Here is a 16,602-nt window from a genome sequence, read left to right on the forward strand (position 1 = left end):
AGCCGCTCAGCCGAGTCCGTCTTCCTCTTCGTCCTCCCGGTCATCATCCTCGTCCAGACCCCATTCCGGCGAATCGGGGTCGTAGTCGATTCCCTCGCTGCTCCAGGAGGCCTGGGCCAGTTCGACCCCCGGCACGTCCCCGACCAGGTCGAACGGGTCGACCAGATAGGCGAGGGCCTCCGCCGTGTCCTCCGTCACCGCGTTCTCGGCGTGTACCCGTTCATCGGCGGGCATATCGGAGTCGTCCGCGATCCGCCGCAATGCGGCCCCGGTGACGGCCTCGACGTTCTCGACTTCGACCACCAAGTCGACGCGAAGGCGGACAAACTGTGATGTCTCCGTTGTACTCATGCTCCGGAGCGTACGGCTCACAGGTCACGCGACTTTCCCGCGACCCGCGCCTTTCATTAGCATCGCCCCCTACGGCCAATTCGCCAGCGCCACAAGGGGATCGATATTCCGTGTCCGTCGCACGTCGCGCGTCGTCCACCGCCCGCCGATCGCTGCTGACCGCCACCGCCGCGGGCACCCTCCTGGGTGCCCTCTGGTTCGTGCCGTCCGCCAACGCGACCCAGGACGCGGCGGCCATACGCGACCGGACGACCACGACGACCGACTCGGCGACCACGGAGACGGACGCGGACGGGACCGGCGGCGAGAGCCGCGAACTCGCCGACACCGGCAGCCCCAACACGACCCCCTACGTCATCGGCGGCACCGCGATGCTGGGCGTGGGCGCGGGGTTCCTCGCGTACGCGATCCGCCGCGAGCGGGAGGATCTCGGGCCGGTACGGGGCGTGTAGTCGCCTGCGGTCACCCGCGGGTCCGGTGGGGGCTGGTCGCGCAGTTCCCCGCGCCCCTAAGGGCCTACGGCCCTTTCGGGCCGAAAAAGCACGGGCCGCAGCCCCTGCCTTTCAGGGGCGCGGGGAACTGCGCGAGAAGCCCCCCGGCCCCGCACCCGAAGTCCTCAGGCAAGCACCCCCGCGACGGACTCCGCCGCCGCCACCAACCGCCCGTCCCGCACGAACCCCTCGGCCAACGCCAGATCGGGCGCGAGGAACCGATCCGGCCCGGGCCCCTCGACCCCGGCCGCCCGCACCGCCTCCACCACGGCTCGCGTGGCCGGCGCCGCCACCAGCCCCTCCCGCAGCTCGACCCCCCGCGTCCCGGCGTACAGCTCCACCGCCAGCACCCGCGTCAGCCCGTCCACGGCGGTCCGCAGCTTCCGCGCCGCGGCCCAGCCCATCGACACATGGTCCTCCTGCATCGCGGAGGACGGGATCGAGTCGGCCGAGGCCGGCACGGCCAGCCGCTTCAGCTCGCTCACCAGAGCCGCCTGCGTGTACTGCGCGATCATCAGCCCGGAGTCGACCCCGGCGTCGTCCGCGAGGAACGGCGGCAGCCCGTGCGACCGGTTCTTGTCGAGCAGCCGGTCCGTCCGCCGCTCCGCGATCGACGCGAGGTCCGCGACCGCGACGGCGAGGAAGTCGAGGACGTACGCGACGGGCGCGCCGTGGAAGTTCCCGTTGGACTCCACCCGCCCGTCCGGCAGGACCACGGGATTGTCGACCGCCGCGGCCAACTCCCGCTCCGCGACGAGCCGGGCGTGCGCGAGCGTGTCCCGCCCGGCGCCGGCCACCTGCGGAGCACACCGCACGGAGTAGGCGTCCTGCACCCGGGGCGCGTCGTCCTGGTGGTGCCCGGTGAGTCCCGACCCCTTCAGCACGGCGAGCATGTTGGCCGCGGAGGCGGCCTGACCGGGGTGGGGGCGGATGGCGTGCAGCTCGGGCGCGAGGACGCGGTCCGTGCCGAGCAGCGCCTCCAGCGAGATCGCGGCGGTGATGTCGGCCGAGGTGTACAGCATGTCCAGGTCGGCGAGCGCCATGACCAGCATGCCGAGCATGCCGTCGGTGCCGTTGAGGAGGGCCAGCCCCTCCTTCTCGCGCAGCTCGACGGGGGCGATGCCGTGTGCGGCGAGCAGCTCACCGGCGGGCCGTACGACCCCGTCGGGGCCCTCCGCGTCGCCCTCGCCCATCAGGGTGAGCGCGCAGTGCGAGAGCGGCGCGAGGTCGCCGGAGCAGCCGAGGGAGCCGTACTCGTGGACGACGGGGGTGATGCCGGCGTTGAGGACGTCGGCCATGGTCTGCGCGACCTCGGGCCGTACGCCGGTCCGGCCGGAGCAGACGGTCTTCAGCCGCAGGAACATCAGCGCGCGCACGACCTCGCGCTCCACGCGCGGTCCCATGCCGGCCGCGTGGGAGCGGACGATGTTGCGCTGGAGCCGGGCGCGCAGCTCCTGGCTGATGTGCCGGGTCGCGAGGGCGCCGAAGCCGGTGGAGACGCCGTAGACGGGCTCCGGCTTGGCCGCCAGCGCGTCCACGATCTCGCGCGCCGCGGCGAGGGCGGTCACCGCCTCGTCGGAGAGCTCGACCCGGGCGCCGGCGCGCGCCACGGCGAGGACGTCGGCCGCGGTGACCCCGGACGTCCCGAGGACCACCGTGTCCACAGAGTGCATATCCATATTCAGGATCGTAGGGACTGAATCGCCGAATGTCACGACCGAAGGGCGGAGGGGCTCCTTACCCACCGCGATCCGCAATCCGCGTAGATCGGAATCCGGTCGGAGAACGATCGGAGGTTGCTCAGAGATTGGTCAGAACCCCCAGGTCAGAGCCGTAGGGGTCGCGACGGGCGAGTAGGGTCGAGATCTCGGACCGGCCCACGGCCCACTCCCCCTCGGCCGTGGGCAGCCCAGGACCGCGCGCCGACTCGACCCGCCGCGCGGCCCGCCCTAGGACCGGCGCCCTCGAATGCGGCGCCGGTCCCCCGGGTGCGCGGGGTCCACCGGCGCGGGCGGCCGGTCGGCGAGGCTCACCACCGGGTCCTCCGCACCCTCCCCCTCGCGCCCCGCGACGACCGGTTCGACGGAGCCCGCGGCCTTGGCCCGGTACTGCGCCGCGTCGGCCAGCCGGAAGAGCCGCCGGGCCGAGCGCAGGGGTCCGATCGGGTCCCCGGTGGACGCGACCCCGCAGGCCACCCCGTCCCCCGGCTCCAGTTCGCGCGCCCGCACACACAGATCCCCGGCGACCCGGACCACGTCGTCCGCCGACGGGCCCACCGCGAGCAGACAGAACTCGTCCCCGCCGAGCCGCGCGACCAGCACACGGGGCAGTTCGGCCGCGCACCGCGACAGCACCGAACCGAACCTCTCCAGCAGCTGGTCCCCCATCGCGTGCCCGTAGGAGTCGTTGACCTTCTTCAGTCCGTTGAGGTCGCAGACGACGAGGCTGATCACCGTGCCGTCACGCCGGTGCGCCTCCATCGCCTCGTCCAGCCGGAGGTCGACCGCGCGCCGGTTGCCCAGCCCGGTCAGGGGGTCGGTGAAGGCGAGCCGCCGGGCCTCCTCCAGCCGCTCGGACTGCGCGAGCCCGGCCGCCACGACCGAGGCGAGCACGGTGGCGAACGCGGCGTCGTCACCGTGGAAGACGGGCTCCCCGGCGGGCCGGGCCACATACAGCTCGCCCCACGCCCTGCCGTTCAGCACGACGGGCGCCACCACGCAGCAGCCGCGCCCGCGCCGGCGCAGCGCCGCGACCCGCTGATGGCAGTAGCCGCCGGGGCGCCGCCCGCCGACCGGTCCCGCGGCCGTCTCCACCCAGGCGTTGGGCTCGCCGCCCTCCAGCCACCGCTCGTGCAGGAACTCCGCGATCTCCGGGAACTCGTGCACCGGGTACGTCTCGTCCTCGGGGAACTCCTCCTCGTCGGGCGCCCGGTTCCCCACGTTCACCAGCACCCGCAGCAGCCCGCGCTCCCGCTCCCAGACGGACAGCGCGGCGAAGCTCCCCGAGAGCGCGCGACACGATCCGTCCGCGGCCGCCCACCAGGTCTCCCGCGACGTACGCGCCCCCGCCATCCCCCGCGCCAACGCCACCACGGCCCTCAGCCGCCTGTCCTCTCCCATCACCCCAGGCTAGGTAGCTTTGCCCCGATTGGGGACGTTGGTGGGGCGAACAGGGGTACGGCCCGAGAGTCGCCCCGCCCCCGGAACGACCGAGCCGAACCAGCCGGACGGACCGCGCCGATCGCGCCGGGCCACGCAGGCCGCGCCGGACGGAACGCGCCAACGCCACCCCCGCGAGGGCCGCAAGCCCGGCACCACGCCCCCGGACAGCCGACGCTCGCCCACGCCCCACCCGCCCCCGTCCGCTCGCTCCGCCCCCTTCCGCTCACTCCCCGGGCCAGGCGGGCTTCCGCTTCTCGTTGAAGGCGGCCACTCCCTCCGCGCGGTCGCCAGAGAACGCGACCGAGCGCCAGGCCGCGTCCTCGACCTCCAGACCGGCCCGCAGGTCGAGACCGTGCCCCAGCCGCAGCGCACGCTTGGCCGCGCGCAGCCCGACGGGCGAGTTCGCGGCGATCCGCTCGGCCAGCGCCAGGGCCTCGGCCCGGTCCCGCCCCTCCTCCACCAACTGGTCCACGAGCCCCAGCTCCCGCGCCTCATCGGCATCCAGCCGCCGCGCCGTGAAGATCAGCTCGGCGGCCCGCGCGGCCCCCACCCGGCGCGGCAGCAGCTGCGTACCGCCACCCCCCGGGATCACCCCCACCGACACCTCGGGCAGCCCCACCACCGCCGTACGGTCGGCCACGATCAGGTCGCAGGACAGGGCGAGTTCGAAGCCGCCGCCCAGCGCGAAGCCGTGCACGGCGGCGATCGTGGGCATCGGCAGCTCCAGTACGCCGGTGTACGCGGCGCGGGCGACGGGCCGCTGGCGCACCAGATCGGCGTCGCTGAAGGAGTTCCGCTCCTTCAGGTCCGCCCCCACACAGAACGCCCGCTCGTGCGTCGACGTCACCACGACGACGCGGGCGTCCCGGTCGGCGGCGAGCGCGTCGCACGCCGCCGCGACGGAGCGGGCCATGTCGGTCGACACGGCGTTCATGGCCTTGGGCCGGTCCAGCGCGAGTTCGGCGACGTACCCGTGCCGCCGCACCACGACGAACTCCCCGAACCGCCGCTCCCCCACAGCCACACCGTCACCCATGACACCCTCCCGGTTAACGCCAGTTAACAAGCACCGCCTCGATCATCCCAGCCACCCCCGCCGGACGAAACCCCGGCCCGCGCCACGGCCACCCCAGCCCCGTCCCTCCCCACTCCCCTCCACCCCGACGGACACCCGGCGGCAGATGGCGTCATCCGTGCTCCCCGCGGCCACCCCAACGGGAGCCCCCACGGCGCGCCCCCTTGACGAACCTCGGCGATCTTCTCCCCGTACGGGTGACATCCGGGCCTTCTCCGGCCACAGCGCCCACCCCGGCGCATAACCTGCGCTCCGCCATAGGCGCACCGAGGGACACGGGCGCGCAGGGGAGGGACGGACCATGACGACGAACACGGCCACCAGGCCGACGCAGAGCACACCACGGGCGCCACAGCAGCCACCGACGACGCCGAGACCACAGAGGGCACCGTCGACGGGCGCGGCGACGCCCCCACCCCCGTGGAAGCCCTCCACGGCCCCCGCCACCCCCACGACGCCCTTCTCCCCGACCACGTCCGGGATCTCGACAGGCCCCCCGAACCAGGTCGCCCACACCCCCGACCAGCCCGCTCCCCGCCCGCGAGGACGGCACCGCCGGCCTCGGCCCCGGAAGCTGCTGTTCGCGGTGGGCGGGATGGCACTGGCCGCCGGCGCCCTGGGCCTCGTACGGCTGGCGTCGGACCCGGTCGGCGGCGTCGGCGCCGCGGGCCCGGCCCCGAGCGCGCCGGACGACGTCACGGACGGCACGACCGAGGCGGGAGCCACCGTGGGCGGCGAGCCAGGCACCGACGCGGGCACCCCGACCGCCGACGCCCCCATGGGCGGCGGCGACCCCACGCCCACCCAGCGGCCCCCGTCACCGGGAGGGCCGCCCGCCCCCACGCCGGCCCCTTCCGCCTACCAGCCCGCCCCCTCCATCGGCGTCGACCTCCCCTCCGCTCCCGGCGCCCGCGACCTCCCCAGGACCCCGCCGGCCCCGGGCACGTCCACGGCACCCCGCGCGCCGGAGGCTTCGCGGCCCACCGCTCCCGCACCCACCCAGCCCCCGGCGGCGGCCCCCCAGCAGCCGACCGCACCGGACTCCCCGACCACGCCGACGGCCCCCGACGACACGACCACACCCACGAAGCCGACGAAGCCGGGCCTGTGCGTCCCGATCGTCGGCGTGTGCGTCAACGACGCCCTGAGCGGATAACGGAGATCAGCCACCGCAGCCGTAGCCAGAGGGACGGACGTGGCCAGAGGGACGACCGTGACCACAGGGGCGGCCGCACAGCCGGAGCCGGATCCGTAGCCATGGCCGTAGCCGTGACACGAGGAGGCGCCGCCCACCCGGCGGCACCCCGCCCCTCACACCTTCCCCGGCCTCCGCGTGAGCAGCCACGGCTGGACCACGCCCAGCCCACGCACCGGTCGCTGCCACATCGGCTGGAGGGCGAAACGGTAGGTGGGGGGCTCCTCGCCCTCCTTCTCCGCGGCGGCCGCGGCTTCGGCGGCCTCGGCCTCGGATGCGGGCGCCTCGCCCGTGCGGGTCAGTTCCTCGGCGAAGGCGCCGTCGACGAGGACCGCGTCCTTCGGCGCTATCGAGGTGAGCCGGCTGGCGAGGTTCACGGTGGAACCGAAGACGTCGCCCATCCGCGTCGTCACCGTGCCGAAGGCCATGCCGACGCGCAGCTCGGGCATGGTCTCGTCGTTGGCCATGGTCTCGATGAGGCGCAGCGCGATCTCGGCGGCGACACCCGCGTCGTCCGTGGCGTACAGCACCTCGTCGCCGAGGGTCTTGATGAGCCGCCCGCCGTTCGCCGCCACCAGGTCCGCCGCCGTGGTCTCGAAGGCCTCGACCAGCTCGCCGAGCTCCTCCTCCTCCATCCGACGGGTCAGCCGCGTGAACCCGACGAGATCCGCGAAGCAGACCGCGAGGCGCCGGTCGACCATCTCCTCGTCGTCGGCGGCCTGCACGACGCGGCCCGTGGCGGCGGCCAGCTGGCGCCGCCACACGTAGACGAGGAACTCCTCCAGTTCCGGGAGCAACAGCTCGACCAGCGGATACGTCACCTCGGTCCGGGTCATCCCCGGCTCCGGGGGCTCGGTCAGCCCCTCCAGGAAGGAATCGATCTGCCACTCGGCCAGCCGCGCCGTGGTCTGCCCGGTCGAACGGGCGACCTGCACCGCCATGGCCTCGCTCAGCAGCCCCGCCTCCACGAGACCGGCGAGGCGCCGCAGCGCGAGCACGTCGGCCTCGGTCAGCGCCTTGGCCTGACCGATGTCCGCGAAGCCCATGGCCCGCCAGAAACGGGACGCCAGCTCCATGGAGACCCCGGCACTGCGCGCCGCCTGAAAGGGGGTGTACCGGCGCTCGGCCCCGAGGATCAGCCCTTCGAGCCGCAACGCCAGCGGGTCCTCCTCGTCGGCGTCCACGTCATGGGGCTCGCCCCGCTCGAGCGAAGCCGAGAGAGGGGGCGGCTCCACGCGGCCATCCGCGTCCGTGCCGGAGCCCGTGTCCTCGACGCTCACTCCTGCTGCCCTTCCGATCTCCCGCGGTCACGTACTCGACCGGCCTCAACTCTACGGCAGGTGTGCGCCAGCTCACTCCGTCAGGTGGGGCCGATGGTGGACACCCCCAAGCCCGCTGCGGGCAGTCACGCCGCCCGAGCGGGCCCTACCGGCACCCGGCAGGAGTCGGCGAGCGAACCCGCCCTCCCCACGCACCACCCGAGTCCCCAGCCCCCACCCCACCCACACATCACTCAGCCCGCACCCGCCCCACAGCCCTCACCGGCCACTCCCCGCAGCCCGCACCCGCCCCACAGCCCTCACCGGCCACTCCCCGCAGCCCGCACCCGCCCTGAGACGCCCCACGCCATCCCGCACGCAGCACCCGGCACACCCACCGCACCCACTGTCTCCGCGGTCCTCCCCGTCACACGGGCCGTAGATGCACGATGTCCCCCGCCCCCACCGGCTCCTGCACCCCGTCCTCCGTGGCGAGAACCAGCCGCCCGTCACCATCCACGGCCACGGCCTCACCCACCACCGACCGGTCCCCGGGCAGCTCGGCACGCACGGTGCGCCCCAGCGTCGCGCAGCCCGCGGCGTAGGTCTCCTGGAGGCCGCTCACGGACGGATCGCCCCCGGCGGCCCGCCACCGCCCGTACCACTCCTCCAGCGACCGCAGCACGGCCCGCAGCAGGGGGTCACGGTCCGTGGTCTCCGCACCGGCCAGCGCCAGCGATCCGGCCGTCGGCACCGGCAGCTCCTCCTCGCGCAGGCTGACGTTGATGCCGATCCCGATGACGACCCCCTCGGCGCCCGCGCGCTCCGCGAGGATGCCGCCCGCCTTGCGCTCCTCGCCGCGCACGGTCACCAGCAGGTCGTTGGGCCACTTGAGCGCCGTGTCGACCCCGGCGACCCGGGACAGCCCGGTCGCGACGGCGACGCCGCTGAGGAGCGGCAGCCAGCCCCAGTGCCGGACGGGCACCTCGGTCGGCTTGAGGAGGACGGAGAAGAACAGCCCGGAGCGCGGCGGCGCGGTCCACACGCGGTCGAGGCGGCCCCGGCCCGCGTTCTGCTCCTCGGCGACGAGCACCGCGCCCTCGGGAAGCCGGTCGGCCCGCCCCGCGAGGTCGGTGTTGGTGGAGCCGATGACGGGCACCACGTCCAGGGAGCTCCACAGCCCGCCCTCCCGGACCAGGGCCCGGCGCAGGGAGGCGGAGTTGAGGGGTGGCCGGTCCAGGTCGGACCAGCGCCCACCCGGCTTGTCGTTACCGTCGTCTGAGGCATCTCGCGGCGTCATGCAACCCACCCTAGGTGTGGTAAACGCCGCACTGCCGAACGGTAGGCGCCGCACTACTCTACGGATGAGTAACCACGCCCACTTCTGAGCACCGCCACGCACCACGTACGACCGATCCCTCACGTCCCCTTGAGCAGGCAGGGAGCCGCATCCCGATGTCCGAGCCGGAAGAGTCAGCAAGCATCGACATTCACACGACCGCGGGGAAGCTCGCGGATCTGCAGCGCCGGATCCACGAGGCGACGCACGCCGGCTCCGAGCGCGCGGTGGAGAAGCAGCACGCCAAGGGCAAGCTGACGGCCCGTGAGCGGATCGAACTGCTCCTCGACGAGGACTCCTTCGTGGAGTTCGACGAGTTCGCCCGGCACCGCTCCACCGACTTCGGCATGGAGAACAACCGCCCCTACGGCGACGGAGTCGTCACCGGCTACGGCACGGTCGACGGCCGCCCGGTGGCCGTCTTCTCCCAGGACTTCACCGTCCTCGGCGGCTCCCTCGGCGAGGTCTTCGGCCAGAAGATCATGAAGGCGATGGACTTCGCCCTCAAGACCGGCTGCCCCGTCATCGGCATCAACGACTCCGGCGGCGCCCGCATCCAGGAGGGCGTCATGGCCCTCGGCATGTACGGCGAGATCTTCCGCCGCAACACCCACGCGAGCGGTGTGATCCCGCAGATCTCCCTCGTGGTCGGCCCGTGCGCGGGCGGCGCGGTCTACTCCCCCGCGATCACCGACTTCACGGTGATGGTCGACCAGACCTCGCACATGTTCATCACCGGCCCGGACGTCATCAAGACCGTCACCGGCGAGGACGTCGGCTTCGAGGAACTCGGCGGCGCCCGCACCCACAACGCCACCTCCGGCGTCGCGCACCACATGGCGGGCGACGAAAAAGACGCCATCGAGTACGTCAAGCAGCTCCTGTCCTACCTGCCCTCGAACAACCTCAGCGAGCCCCCGGCCTTCCCCGAGCAGGCGGACCTCACCGTCACCGACGAGGACCGCGAACTCGACACCCTCGTGCCGGACAGCGCCAACCAGCCGTACGACATGCACACGGTGCTCGAACACGTCCTGGACGACGGGGAGTTCTTCGAGACCCAGGCCCTGTTCGCCCCGAACATCCTCACCGGCTTCGGGCGCGTCGAGGGCCACCCGGTCGGCATCGTCGCCAACCAGCCGCTGCAGTTCGCCGGCTGTCTGGACATCGACGCCTCCGAGAAGGCGGCGCGCTTCGTCCGCACCTGCGACGCCTTCAACGTCCCCGTCCTGACCTTCGTCGACGTCCCCGGCTTCCTCCCGGGCGTCGGCCAGGAGCACGAGGGCATCATCCGCCGCGGCGCCAAGCTCATCTACGCCTACGCCGAAGCCACCGTCCCCCTCATCACCGTCATCACCCGCAAGGCCTTCGGCGGCGCCTACGACGTCATGGGCTCCAAGCACCTCGGCGCCGACCTCAACCTCGCCTGGCCGACCGCCCAGATCGCCGTCATGGGCGCCCAGGGCGCGGTCAACATCCTGCACCGCCGCACCATCGCCGCCGCCCCCGAGGCCGAACGTGAAGAGGTCCGCGCCCGCCTCATCCAGGAGTACGAGGACACCCTCCTCAACCCCTACACCGCGGCCGAACGCGGCTACGTCGACGCCGTCATCACCCCCTCCGACACCCGCCGCCACCTCGTCCGCGGCCTGCGCCAACTCCGCACCAAGCGCGAGTCCCTGCCCCCGAAGAAGCACGGCAACATCCCCCTCTAGCCCCCGGAGCGCAGCCATGACGATCAAGGTCGTACGGGGCAACCCGACCCCGGAGGAGCTGGCCGCCGCCCTGGCGGTGGTCCGCGCCCGCGCCGCGGCGGCAGCCACCGAGCCGCCCGGCGCGCCCGCCTCCCGCGACGCGTGGTCCGACCCGTCCCGCATCGCCGCCCACCGCCTGCCGGCCCCGGGCCCCACCACATGGAGCCGCACCTACTGGCCCGGCTGAGCGGAACCTCTCCTACCGAATTGAGTACGCGTACTCAGGCGCCCGGCCCGCCGGGCGGCGCACCATCGCAGCATGCTCTGGTCCGACCCTGAGAACGAGCCGCCGAAGGAACTGCGCGACACGCAGGCCATGCTTCGGCGGCTCGGCGTGCTCATGGCCTGCGCCATGCTCGTGGCCATGCTCGTCCTGGGCATCCTCTGACGCACCCCGACGGCAGGAAAGTCGAGTACGGCGAGCAGGGGGCGGCTCGGGAGGTGTCCGCCCGCAGCGGTTGGCGCGTCGACTCGCCCCGCTTCCCAGCCGACCCGTTCCGCGCCGTTCCGAGGACGGACACCCCCCGGCACGCCCCCGACCCACCCACCCCCGCACCCGACGGACGGGCCGCACCCCCTCAGGGGCGCGGGGCTGTACCGACATGCGGCTCCGCCGCGTGGGCGCGAGACCCCCCACCGAACCCGCACCCGACAACCCCAGGCAATACCCTGACCCCCATGACCGCCCCACACCCCCGCCGCCGCCTGATCCTCGCCTCCCAGTCCCCCGCCCGCCTGAACCTCCTGCGCCAGGCCGGCCTCACCCCCGAGGTGATCGTCAGCGGAGTGGACGAGGACGCCGTCACCGCCCCCACGCCCGCCGACCTGGCCCTCGCCCTCGCCGAGGCCAAGGCATCGGTCGTGGCGGCCAGACCGGAGGTCAAGGGCGCCCTCGTCATCGGCTGCGACTCGGTCCTCGACCTCGACGGCGAGGCCCTCGGCAAGCCCGCCGACGCCGAGGAGGCCACCGCCCGCTGGAAGTCCATGCGCGGCCGCGCCGGCACCCTCCAGACCGGTCACTGCGTCTACGACACCGCCACCGGCCGTTACACCTCCGCGACCGCCTCCACGGTCGTCCACTTCGGCGACCCCACGGACGAGGAGATCGCCGCGTACGTCGCCTCCGGCGAGCCCCTCCACGTGGCGGGCGCGTTCACCCTCGACGGCCGCTCGGCCCCGTTCATCGACGGCATCGAGGGCGACAACGGCAACGTCATCGGCATCAGCCTCCCCCTCCTGCGCCGCCTGCTGGCCCAACTCGGCGTGGCCATCACCGACCTGTGGACCCCGCGCACCGACTGACGAGCCCCCTCACGAGGCCCCGGGCGCGGCCGGAGCGGCCTGCTCCGGCCCCCCGGCCCCGTCGGCACTCCCCTGCCCGTCGGCACCCCCTGCGCCCCCGTCGCCCTCACCCGGCACCGCGTCAGCGACCCCGCCCTGCCGGTCGTACGTCATCAGCGTGAGCAGCACCAGCCCCAGCACCACCATCATGAACGCGAACGCGCCCCACCCGACCAGCCCCACGGTGAGCGCCCCGAGCAACCCGTGCACGACGGCGACGCTGATGAGCAGGATCCTGCCGAGTCCGGCGGGCGGCCGGTTGCGCAGGGCCACGAGCAGCGCGACCACGCCGCAGAAGACGAAGTAGAGACCGAAGAGGACACCCCCGGCCTTGGTGGAGACGGACATCGCCTCGGAGTCGAGCCCGGCGAGCGACATCTTCTGCCGGTCGACGACGGTGCCGAGCAGCCACTGGACTCCGGCGATCCCGAGCCCTTCCACGAACAGCACGATCGCCGTCGTCACCGCCACCGGTCTGCGGATCACCCGACCTCACCCACTTCCGATCTCGTCCCGCTGCTCTCAGCGCCTCGCCGCCCCGACTCGTTACCCCAGGTAGGTGTTCGAGACATCGCGAACGCTACTAACGGGTAAACCTCGGGACAAGGGTTCATACGAGAGCAAAGAATCGTTGGGCCATTAGTAGGGACTCCACAAAGAAACCCAACCGGCCGCAGCGCGGCCGCACAGAGACCTTGACCACATCAGAGGGCTAGGGTTTTCGTGTGGAGTCCTGCGCCATGCTGTGCGACAAGGGATTTCGCGGGTTGAGTGAGCCTCGATTCACGCTCCGTGTGGGCAAGCTCACCATTGTGGACGGGTCGAAACGCCGTGTCGGCAGTCCCTAAACTCGGCTTGTTTCAAGGAGAGGGAGCCATCGTGCGCAAGGTGTTGATCGCCAACCGAGGCGAAATCGCTGTCCGCGTCGCCCGGGCGTGCCGGGACGCCGGGATCGCGAGCGTGGCCGTGTACGCCGATCCGGACCGGGACGCGCTGCATGTGCGGGCCGCGGACGAGGCGTTCGCGTTGGGCGGTGACACTCCGGCGACCAGTTACCTGGACATGGGCAAGGTCCTCCAGGCGGCGAAGGACGCGGGTGCGGACGCGGTCCACCCGGGCTACGGGTTCCTCTCGGAGAACGCGGAGTTCGCGCAGGCGGTCCTGGACGCGGGTCTGATCTGGATCGGCCCGCCGCCGCAGGCCATCCGCGACCTGGGTGACAAGGTGGCGGCCCGTCACATCGCCCAGCGCGCGGGCGCCCCGCTGGTCGCGGGCACCCCGGACCCGGTCTCCGGCGCCGACGAGGTCGTGGCGTTCGCCCGGGAGCACGGTCTGCCGATCGCGATCAAGGCCGCCTTCGGCGGTGGCGGACGCGGCCTGAAGGTCGCCCGCACCCTGGAGGAGGTCCCCGAGCTGTACGACTCGGCCGTCCGCGAGGCGGTGGCCGCGTTCGGCCGTGGCGAGTGCTTCGTGGAGCGCTACCTCGACAAGCCCCGCCACGTGGAGACCCAGTGCCTTGCCGACAGCCACGGCAACGTCGTGGTGGTCTCCACCCGTGACTGCTCCCTCCAGCGCCGCCACCAGAAGCTGGTGGAGGAGGCCCCCGCCCCGTTCCTGTCCGAGGCGCAGAACGCCGAGCTGTACGCCGCCTCCAAGGCCATCCTGAAGGAGGCCGGCTACGTCGGCGCCGGCACGGTGGAGTTCCTCGTCGGCGTGGACGGCACGATCTCCTTCCTGGAGGTCAACACCCGACTCCAGGTCGAGCACCCGGTCACCGAGGAGGTCACCGGCATCGACCTGGTCCGCGAGATGTTCCGCATCGCCGACGGCGAGGAACTCGGCTACGACGACCCGCCGCTGCGGGGCCATTCCTTCGAGTTCCGCATCAACGGCGAGGACCCCGGCCGCGGCTTCCTCCCGGCTCCCGGCACGGTCACCACGTTCACCGCGCCCACCGGCCCCGGTGTCCGCCTGGACGCGGGCGTGGAGTCCGGCAGCGTGATCGGCCCCGCCTGGGACTCCCTGCTGGCCAAGCTGGTCATCACCGGCGCCACCCGCGAGCAGGCCCTGCAGCGGGCCGCCCGCGCGCTGGAGGAGTTCACCGTCGAGGGCATGGCGACCGCGATCCCCTTCCACCGCGTGGTGGTCAAGGACCCGGCGTTCGCTCCCGAACTGACCGGCTCCAGCGACCCGTTCACGGTCCACACCCGCTGGATCGAGACCGAGTTCGTCAACGACATCAAGCCCTTCGCGGCCCCCGCCGACACCGACGCCGACGACGACACCGACCGCGAGACGATCGTGGTCGAGGTCGGCGGCAAGCGCCTGGAGGTCTCCCTGCCCGCCGCGCTGGGCATGACCCTGGCCCGCACCGGCCTGGCCGCCGGCGCCAAGCCCAAGCGCCGCGCGGCGAAGAAGTCCGGCCCCGCCGCCTCCGGCGACACTCTCGCCTCCCCCATGCAGGGCACGATCGTCAAGGTCGCGGTCGAGGAGGGCCAGGAGGTCAAGGAAGGCGACCTCGTCGTCGTCCTGGAAGCCATGAAGATGGAACAGCCCCTCAACGCGCACCGCTCCGGCACCATCAAGGGCCTCACCGCCGAGGTCGGCGCCGCCCTCACCTCCGGCGCGGTCATCTGCGAGATCAAGGACTGACCCACACGCGAACCCCCGCGCCCCGAAAGGGCCGTAGGCCCTCCAGGGGCGCGGGGAACTGCGCGAGAAGCCCCCACTCACCCGCACCCGCGCAACCACCCCCGTCACCCGAGCTCTTAGGCTGAAGACGCCCCCGCCACACGAGAGCAGGTGACGCCAGAGTGAGCCCCACCCCGGCCAAGCCCACCGCAGCAGGCCGGAGGCCCCTGCGGGCCGACGCCCGCCGCAACCACGACCGCCTGCTCACCGAGGCCCGCCTCGCCTTCGCGGCGCACGGCACCACCGCCTCGCTGGAGGACATCGCCCGCCGGGCAGATGTGGGCATCGGCACGCTGTACCGCCACTTCCCCAACCGAGAGGCCCTGCTGAGCGCGGTCTTCGAGGAAGCGGTCGCCGATCTGCTGGCCCGCGCCCAGGCACACCTGCACGCGGACCGCCCCTGCGCGGCGCTCGTCGCCTGGCTGCGCGACATCATCACCCACGCGGGCGAGTACCGCGGGCTGGCGCAGGCCCTGATGACGGTCTCGTACGCGGACTCCCGCGCCGCGGACGAGAACCCCTCGGACCTGGCCCGGTGCTGCGCCCCCATCCGGGAGGCGGGCACCGCCCTTCTCCGCCGGGCGCAGGACGCTCACGCCGTACGCGAGGACGTGTCCATCGGCGATCTGCTCCAGCTCACCCACGCGATCGCGCTGGCGGCCGAGGAGACCCCGGACGACCCGGAGCTGGCCGACCGCCTGCTGACACTGACCCTGCGCGGCCTGAAGCCCTAACCCGCCGAACCGACCCCACACGGCCCAGCCCTCACGGCTGACCCCACACGGCTCGGCCCACCGGGCGCAGCCCATGAACCGCAGCCCATGAAGCTCAGCCCACGCGGAGCAGCCCCGCTCCCTACCGGCGCCGCAGATCAGCGACCCGGGCCGCGCGCTCCCGCTCCCGTTCACCGGCGGGCGGCTGATCCCCGAGGACCGTGGCGGTGCGCAACTGGGGCGCGGTGCCGTGGACCTGGTTGCGGCGAGGCCCCGGCAGGGGCACGTCCCGGCGCGAGGGGCGCGCCGGGACGGGATCGCCTCCCGTACCACCGCCGCCCGACGCCCCGGCCACGGAGATCTGCACGCCCTGGTCGGCCAGCGCCTGCAACTCGGTGACCGCGCGGTCGTCGTGGCCCGGCGGGTCGTCGGTGACCAGCCGGGTGATCACATCCGTCGGCACCGTCTGGAACATGGTGTCGGTGCCGAGCTTGGTGTGGTCGGCGAGGACGACGACCTCGGCGGCTGCCTGGACCAGCGCGCGGTCGACGGACGCCGACAGCATGTTGGACGTGGACAGGCCGCGCTCTGCGGTCAGTCCGCTCCCGGAGAGGAAGGCCTTGGAGACACGCAGCCCCTGGAGGGACTGTTCGGCTCCGGAGCCGACCAGGGCGTAGTTGGAACCGCGCAGGGTGCCGCCGGTCATCACGACCTCCACACGGTTGGCGTGGGCCAACGCCTGGGCCACCAACAGGGAGTTGGTGACGACGGTCAGCCCGGGGACCCGCGCGAGCCGGCGTGCCAGCTCCTGCGTGGTGGTACCCGCCCCGACCACGATGGCCTCGCCCTCTTCGACGAGGCTCGCGGCGAGATCGGCGATGGCCGTCTTCTCGGCGGTCGCGAGATGAGACTTCTGCGGAAAGCCGGACTCCCGCGTGAACCCGCCCGGCAATACCGCACCGCCGTGTCGGCGGTCGAGGAGTCCTTCTGCCTCCAGAGCGCGCACGTCCCGCCGTACGGTCACTTCGGAGGTCTGGACGACGCGGGCGAGCTCACGGAGCGACACAGCTCCATTGGCGCGCACCATTTCGAGGATCAATTGGCGACGTTCTGCAGCGAACACGAAACTGACAGTAACGCCAACGACCATCTGCTTTCAGCAGTTTGCGCCGAATAGCAGAAGTTGTTCGCAGGGTGGGGCGAGAAGTGATATAGGGACGATCCCGGACGGA

General features: G+C 72.9%; 16 protein-coding genes. 8 read left to right on the plus strand and 8 right to left on the minus strand.

The window, feature by feature from the left end; genetic code table 11:
- Nucleotides 1-6 precede the first annotated feature (6 nt).
- Complete coding sequence (locus ACZ52C_RS07090) at nucleotides 7-351, minus strand: hypothetical protein (protein WP_469073786.1); 345 nt, start codon at nucleotides 349-351, stop codon at nucleotides 7-9.
- A 110-nt stretch (nucleotides 352-461) separates the two neighbouring features.
- Here ACZ52C_RS07090 and ACZ52C_RS07095 point away from each other — a divergent pair, with 110 nt between their 5' ends.
- Entirely contained in the window at nucleotides 462-803 is a 342-nt protein-coding gene (locus ACZ52C_RS07095) for a hypothetical protein (RefSeq protein WP_469073787.1), read from the plus strand.
- A gap of 164 nt (nucleotides 804-967) precedes the next feature.
- Here the strand turns inward: ACZ52C_RS07095 and hutH are convergent, their stop codons facing one another.
- From hutH to ACZ52C_RS07110, 3 genes are all read right to left on the minus strand, one after another.
- The gene (gene hutH / locus ACZ52C_RS07100) at nucleotides 968-2,506 is read right to left on the minus strand and encodes a histidine ammonia-lyase (RefSeq protein ID WP_469074163.1); all 1,539 of its coding nucleotides are present in this window, start codon (nucleotides 2,504-2,506) and stop codon (nucleotides 968-970) included.
- 285 nt (nucleotides 2,507-2,791) lie between these two features.
- Nucleotides 2,792-3,961, minus strand: coding sequence for a GGDEF domain-containing protein (locus ACZ52C_RS07105; protein WP_045563149.1), 1,170 nt, complete (start codon nucleotides 3,959-3,961; stop codon nucleotides 2,792-2,794).
- 265 nt (nucleotides 3,962-4,226) lie between these two features.
- Nucleotides 4,227-5,021 (minus strand): enoyl-CoA hydratase/isomerase family protein, encoded by a 795-nt coding sequence (locus ACZ52C_RS07110; RefSeq protein WP_469074164.1) that lies wholly within the window; start codon nucleotides 5,019-5,021, stop codon nucleotides 4,227-4,229.
- Between the two features lie 652 nt (nucleotides 5,022-5,673).
- On the opposite strand from ACZ52C_RS07110, the gene ACZ52C_RS07115 reads away from it, so the two are divergent.
- Entirely contained in the window at nucleotides 5,674-6,234 is a 561-nt protein-coding gene (locus ACZ52C_RS07115; RefSeq protein ID WP_469073788.1) for a hypothetical protein, read from the plus strand.
- A 155-nt stretch (nucleotides 6,235-6,389) separates the two neighbouring features.
- Here the strand turns inward: ACZ52C_RS07115 and ACZ52C_RS07120 are convergent, their stop codons facing one another.
- Both ACZ52C_RS07120 and ACZ52C_RS07125 read right to left on the minus strand, forming a co-directional pair.
- Nucleotides 6,390-7,553 carry an adenylate/guanylate cyclase domain-containing protein gene (locus ACZ52C_RS07120; protein WP_045563148.1) on the minus strand — a complete coding sequence of 388 codons (1,164 nt, stop codon included), beginning with the start codon at nucleotides 7,551-7,553 and terminating at the stop codon, nucleotides 6,390-6,392.
- Nucleotides 7,554-7,959: 406 nt separating this feature from the next.
- A complete protein-coding gene (locus ACZ52C_RS07125) occupies nucleotides 7,960-8,832 on the minus strand; it encodes a biotin--[acetyl-CoA-carboxylase] ligase (RefSeq protein WP_469073789.1) in 873 nt (290 codons plus the stop codon).
- A 155-nt stretch (nucleotides 8,833-8,987) separates the two neighbouring features.
- Here ACZ52C_RS07125 and ACZ52C_RS07130 point away from each other — a divergent pair, with 155 nt between their 5' ends.
- The 4 genes from ACZ52C_RS07130 (at nucleotide 8,988) to ACZ52C_RS07145 (ending at nucleotide 11,927) form a co-directional block, all read left to right on the plus strand.
- Nucleotides 8,988-10,586 (plus strand): acyl-CoA carboxylase subunit beta, encoded by a 1,599-nt coding sequence (locus tag ACZ52C_RS07130; protein WP_469073790.1) that lies wholly within the window; start codon nucleotides 8,988-8,990, stop codon nucleotides 10,584-10,586.
- Between the two features lie 16 nt (nucleotides 10,587-10,602).
- On the plus strand, nucleotides 10,603-10,812 hold the full coding sequence (locus ACZ52C_RS07135; RefSeq protein ID WP_086804440.1) for an acyl-CoA carboxylase epsilon subunit: 210 nt from the start codon (nucleotides 10,603-10,605) through the stop codon (nucleotides 10,810-10,812).
- A 72-nt stretch (nucleotides 10,813-10,884) separates the two neighbouring features.
- Nucleotides 10,885-11,013 (plus strand): morphogenic membrane protein MmpB, encoded by a 129-nt coding sequence (gene mmpB / locus ACZ52C_RS07140; RefSeq protein ID WP_259407746.1) that lies wholly within the window; start codon nucleotides 10,885-10,887, stop codon nucleotides 11,011-11,013.
- A gap of 290 nt (nucleotides 11,014-11,303) precedes the next feature.
- Nucleotides 11,304-11,927: a Maf family protein gene (locus tag ACZ52C_RS07145; protein WP_469073791.1), complete on the plus strand. Its 624-nt coding sequence runs from the start codon at nucleotides 11,304-11,306 to the stop codon at nucleotides 11,925-11,927.
- 9 nt (nucleotides 11,928-11,936) lie between these two features.
- On the opposite strand, the gene ACZ52C_RS07150 is transcribed toward ACZ52C_RS07145, so the two are convergent.
- Nucleotides 11,937-12,452 (minus strand): hypothetical protein, encoded by a 516-nt coding sequence (locus ACZ52C_RS07150; protein ID WP_469073792.1) that lies wholly within the window; start codon nucleotides 12,450-12,452, stop codon nucleotides 11,937-11,939.
- Between the two features lie 393 nt (nucleotides 12,453-12,845).
- Between ACZ52C_RS07150 and ACZ52C_RS07155 the strand changes: the two genes are divergently transcribed.
- Together ACZ52C_RS07155 and ACZ52C_RS07160 are read left to right on the plus strand one after the other, a co-directional pair.
- Nucleotides 12,846-14,618: an acetyl/propionyl/methylcrotonyl-CoA carboxylase subunit alpha gene (locus tag ACZ52C_RS07155; protein WP_469073793.1), complete on the plus strand. Its 1,773-nt coding sequence runs from the start codon at nucleotides 12,846-12,848 to the stop codon at nucleotides 14,616-14,618.
- Nucleotides 14,619-14,824: 206 nt separating this feature from the next.
- Nucleotides 14,825-15,391 (plus strand): TetR/AcrR family transcriptional regulator, encoded by a 567-nt coding sequence (locus tag ACZ52C_RS07160; RefSeq protein ID WP_469074165.1) that lies wholly within the window; start codon nucleotides 14,825-14,827, stop codon nucleotides 15,389-15,391.
- A gap of 121 nt (nucleotides 15,392-15,512) precedes the next feature.
- Here the strand turns inward: ACZ52C_RS07160 and ACZ52C_RS07165 are convergent, their stop codons facing one another.
- Entirely contained in the window at nucleotides 15,513-16,520 is a 1,008-nt protein-coding gene (locus ACZ52C_RS07165; protein ID WP_384004533.1) for a DeoR/GlpR family DNA-binding transcription regulator, read from the minus strand.
- Nucleotides 16,521-16,602 lie beyond the last annotated feature (82 nt).

This window comes from Streptomyces sp. NPDC034049 (assembly GCF_055575575.1).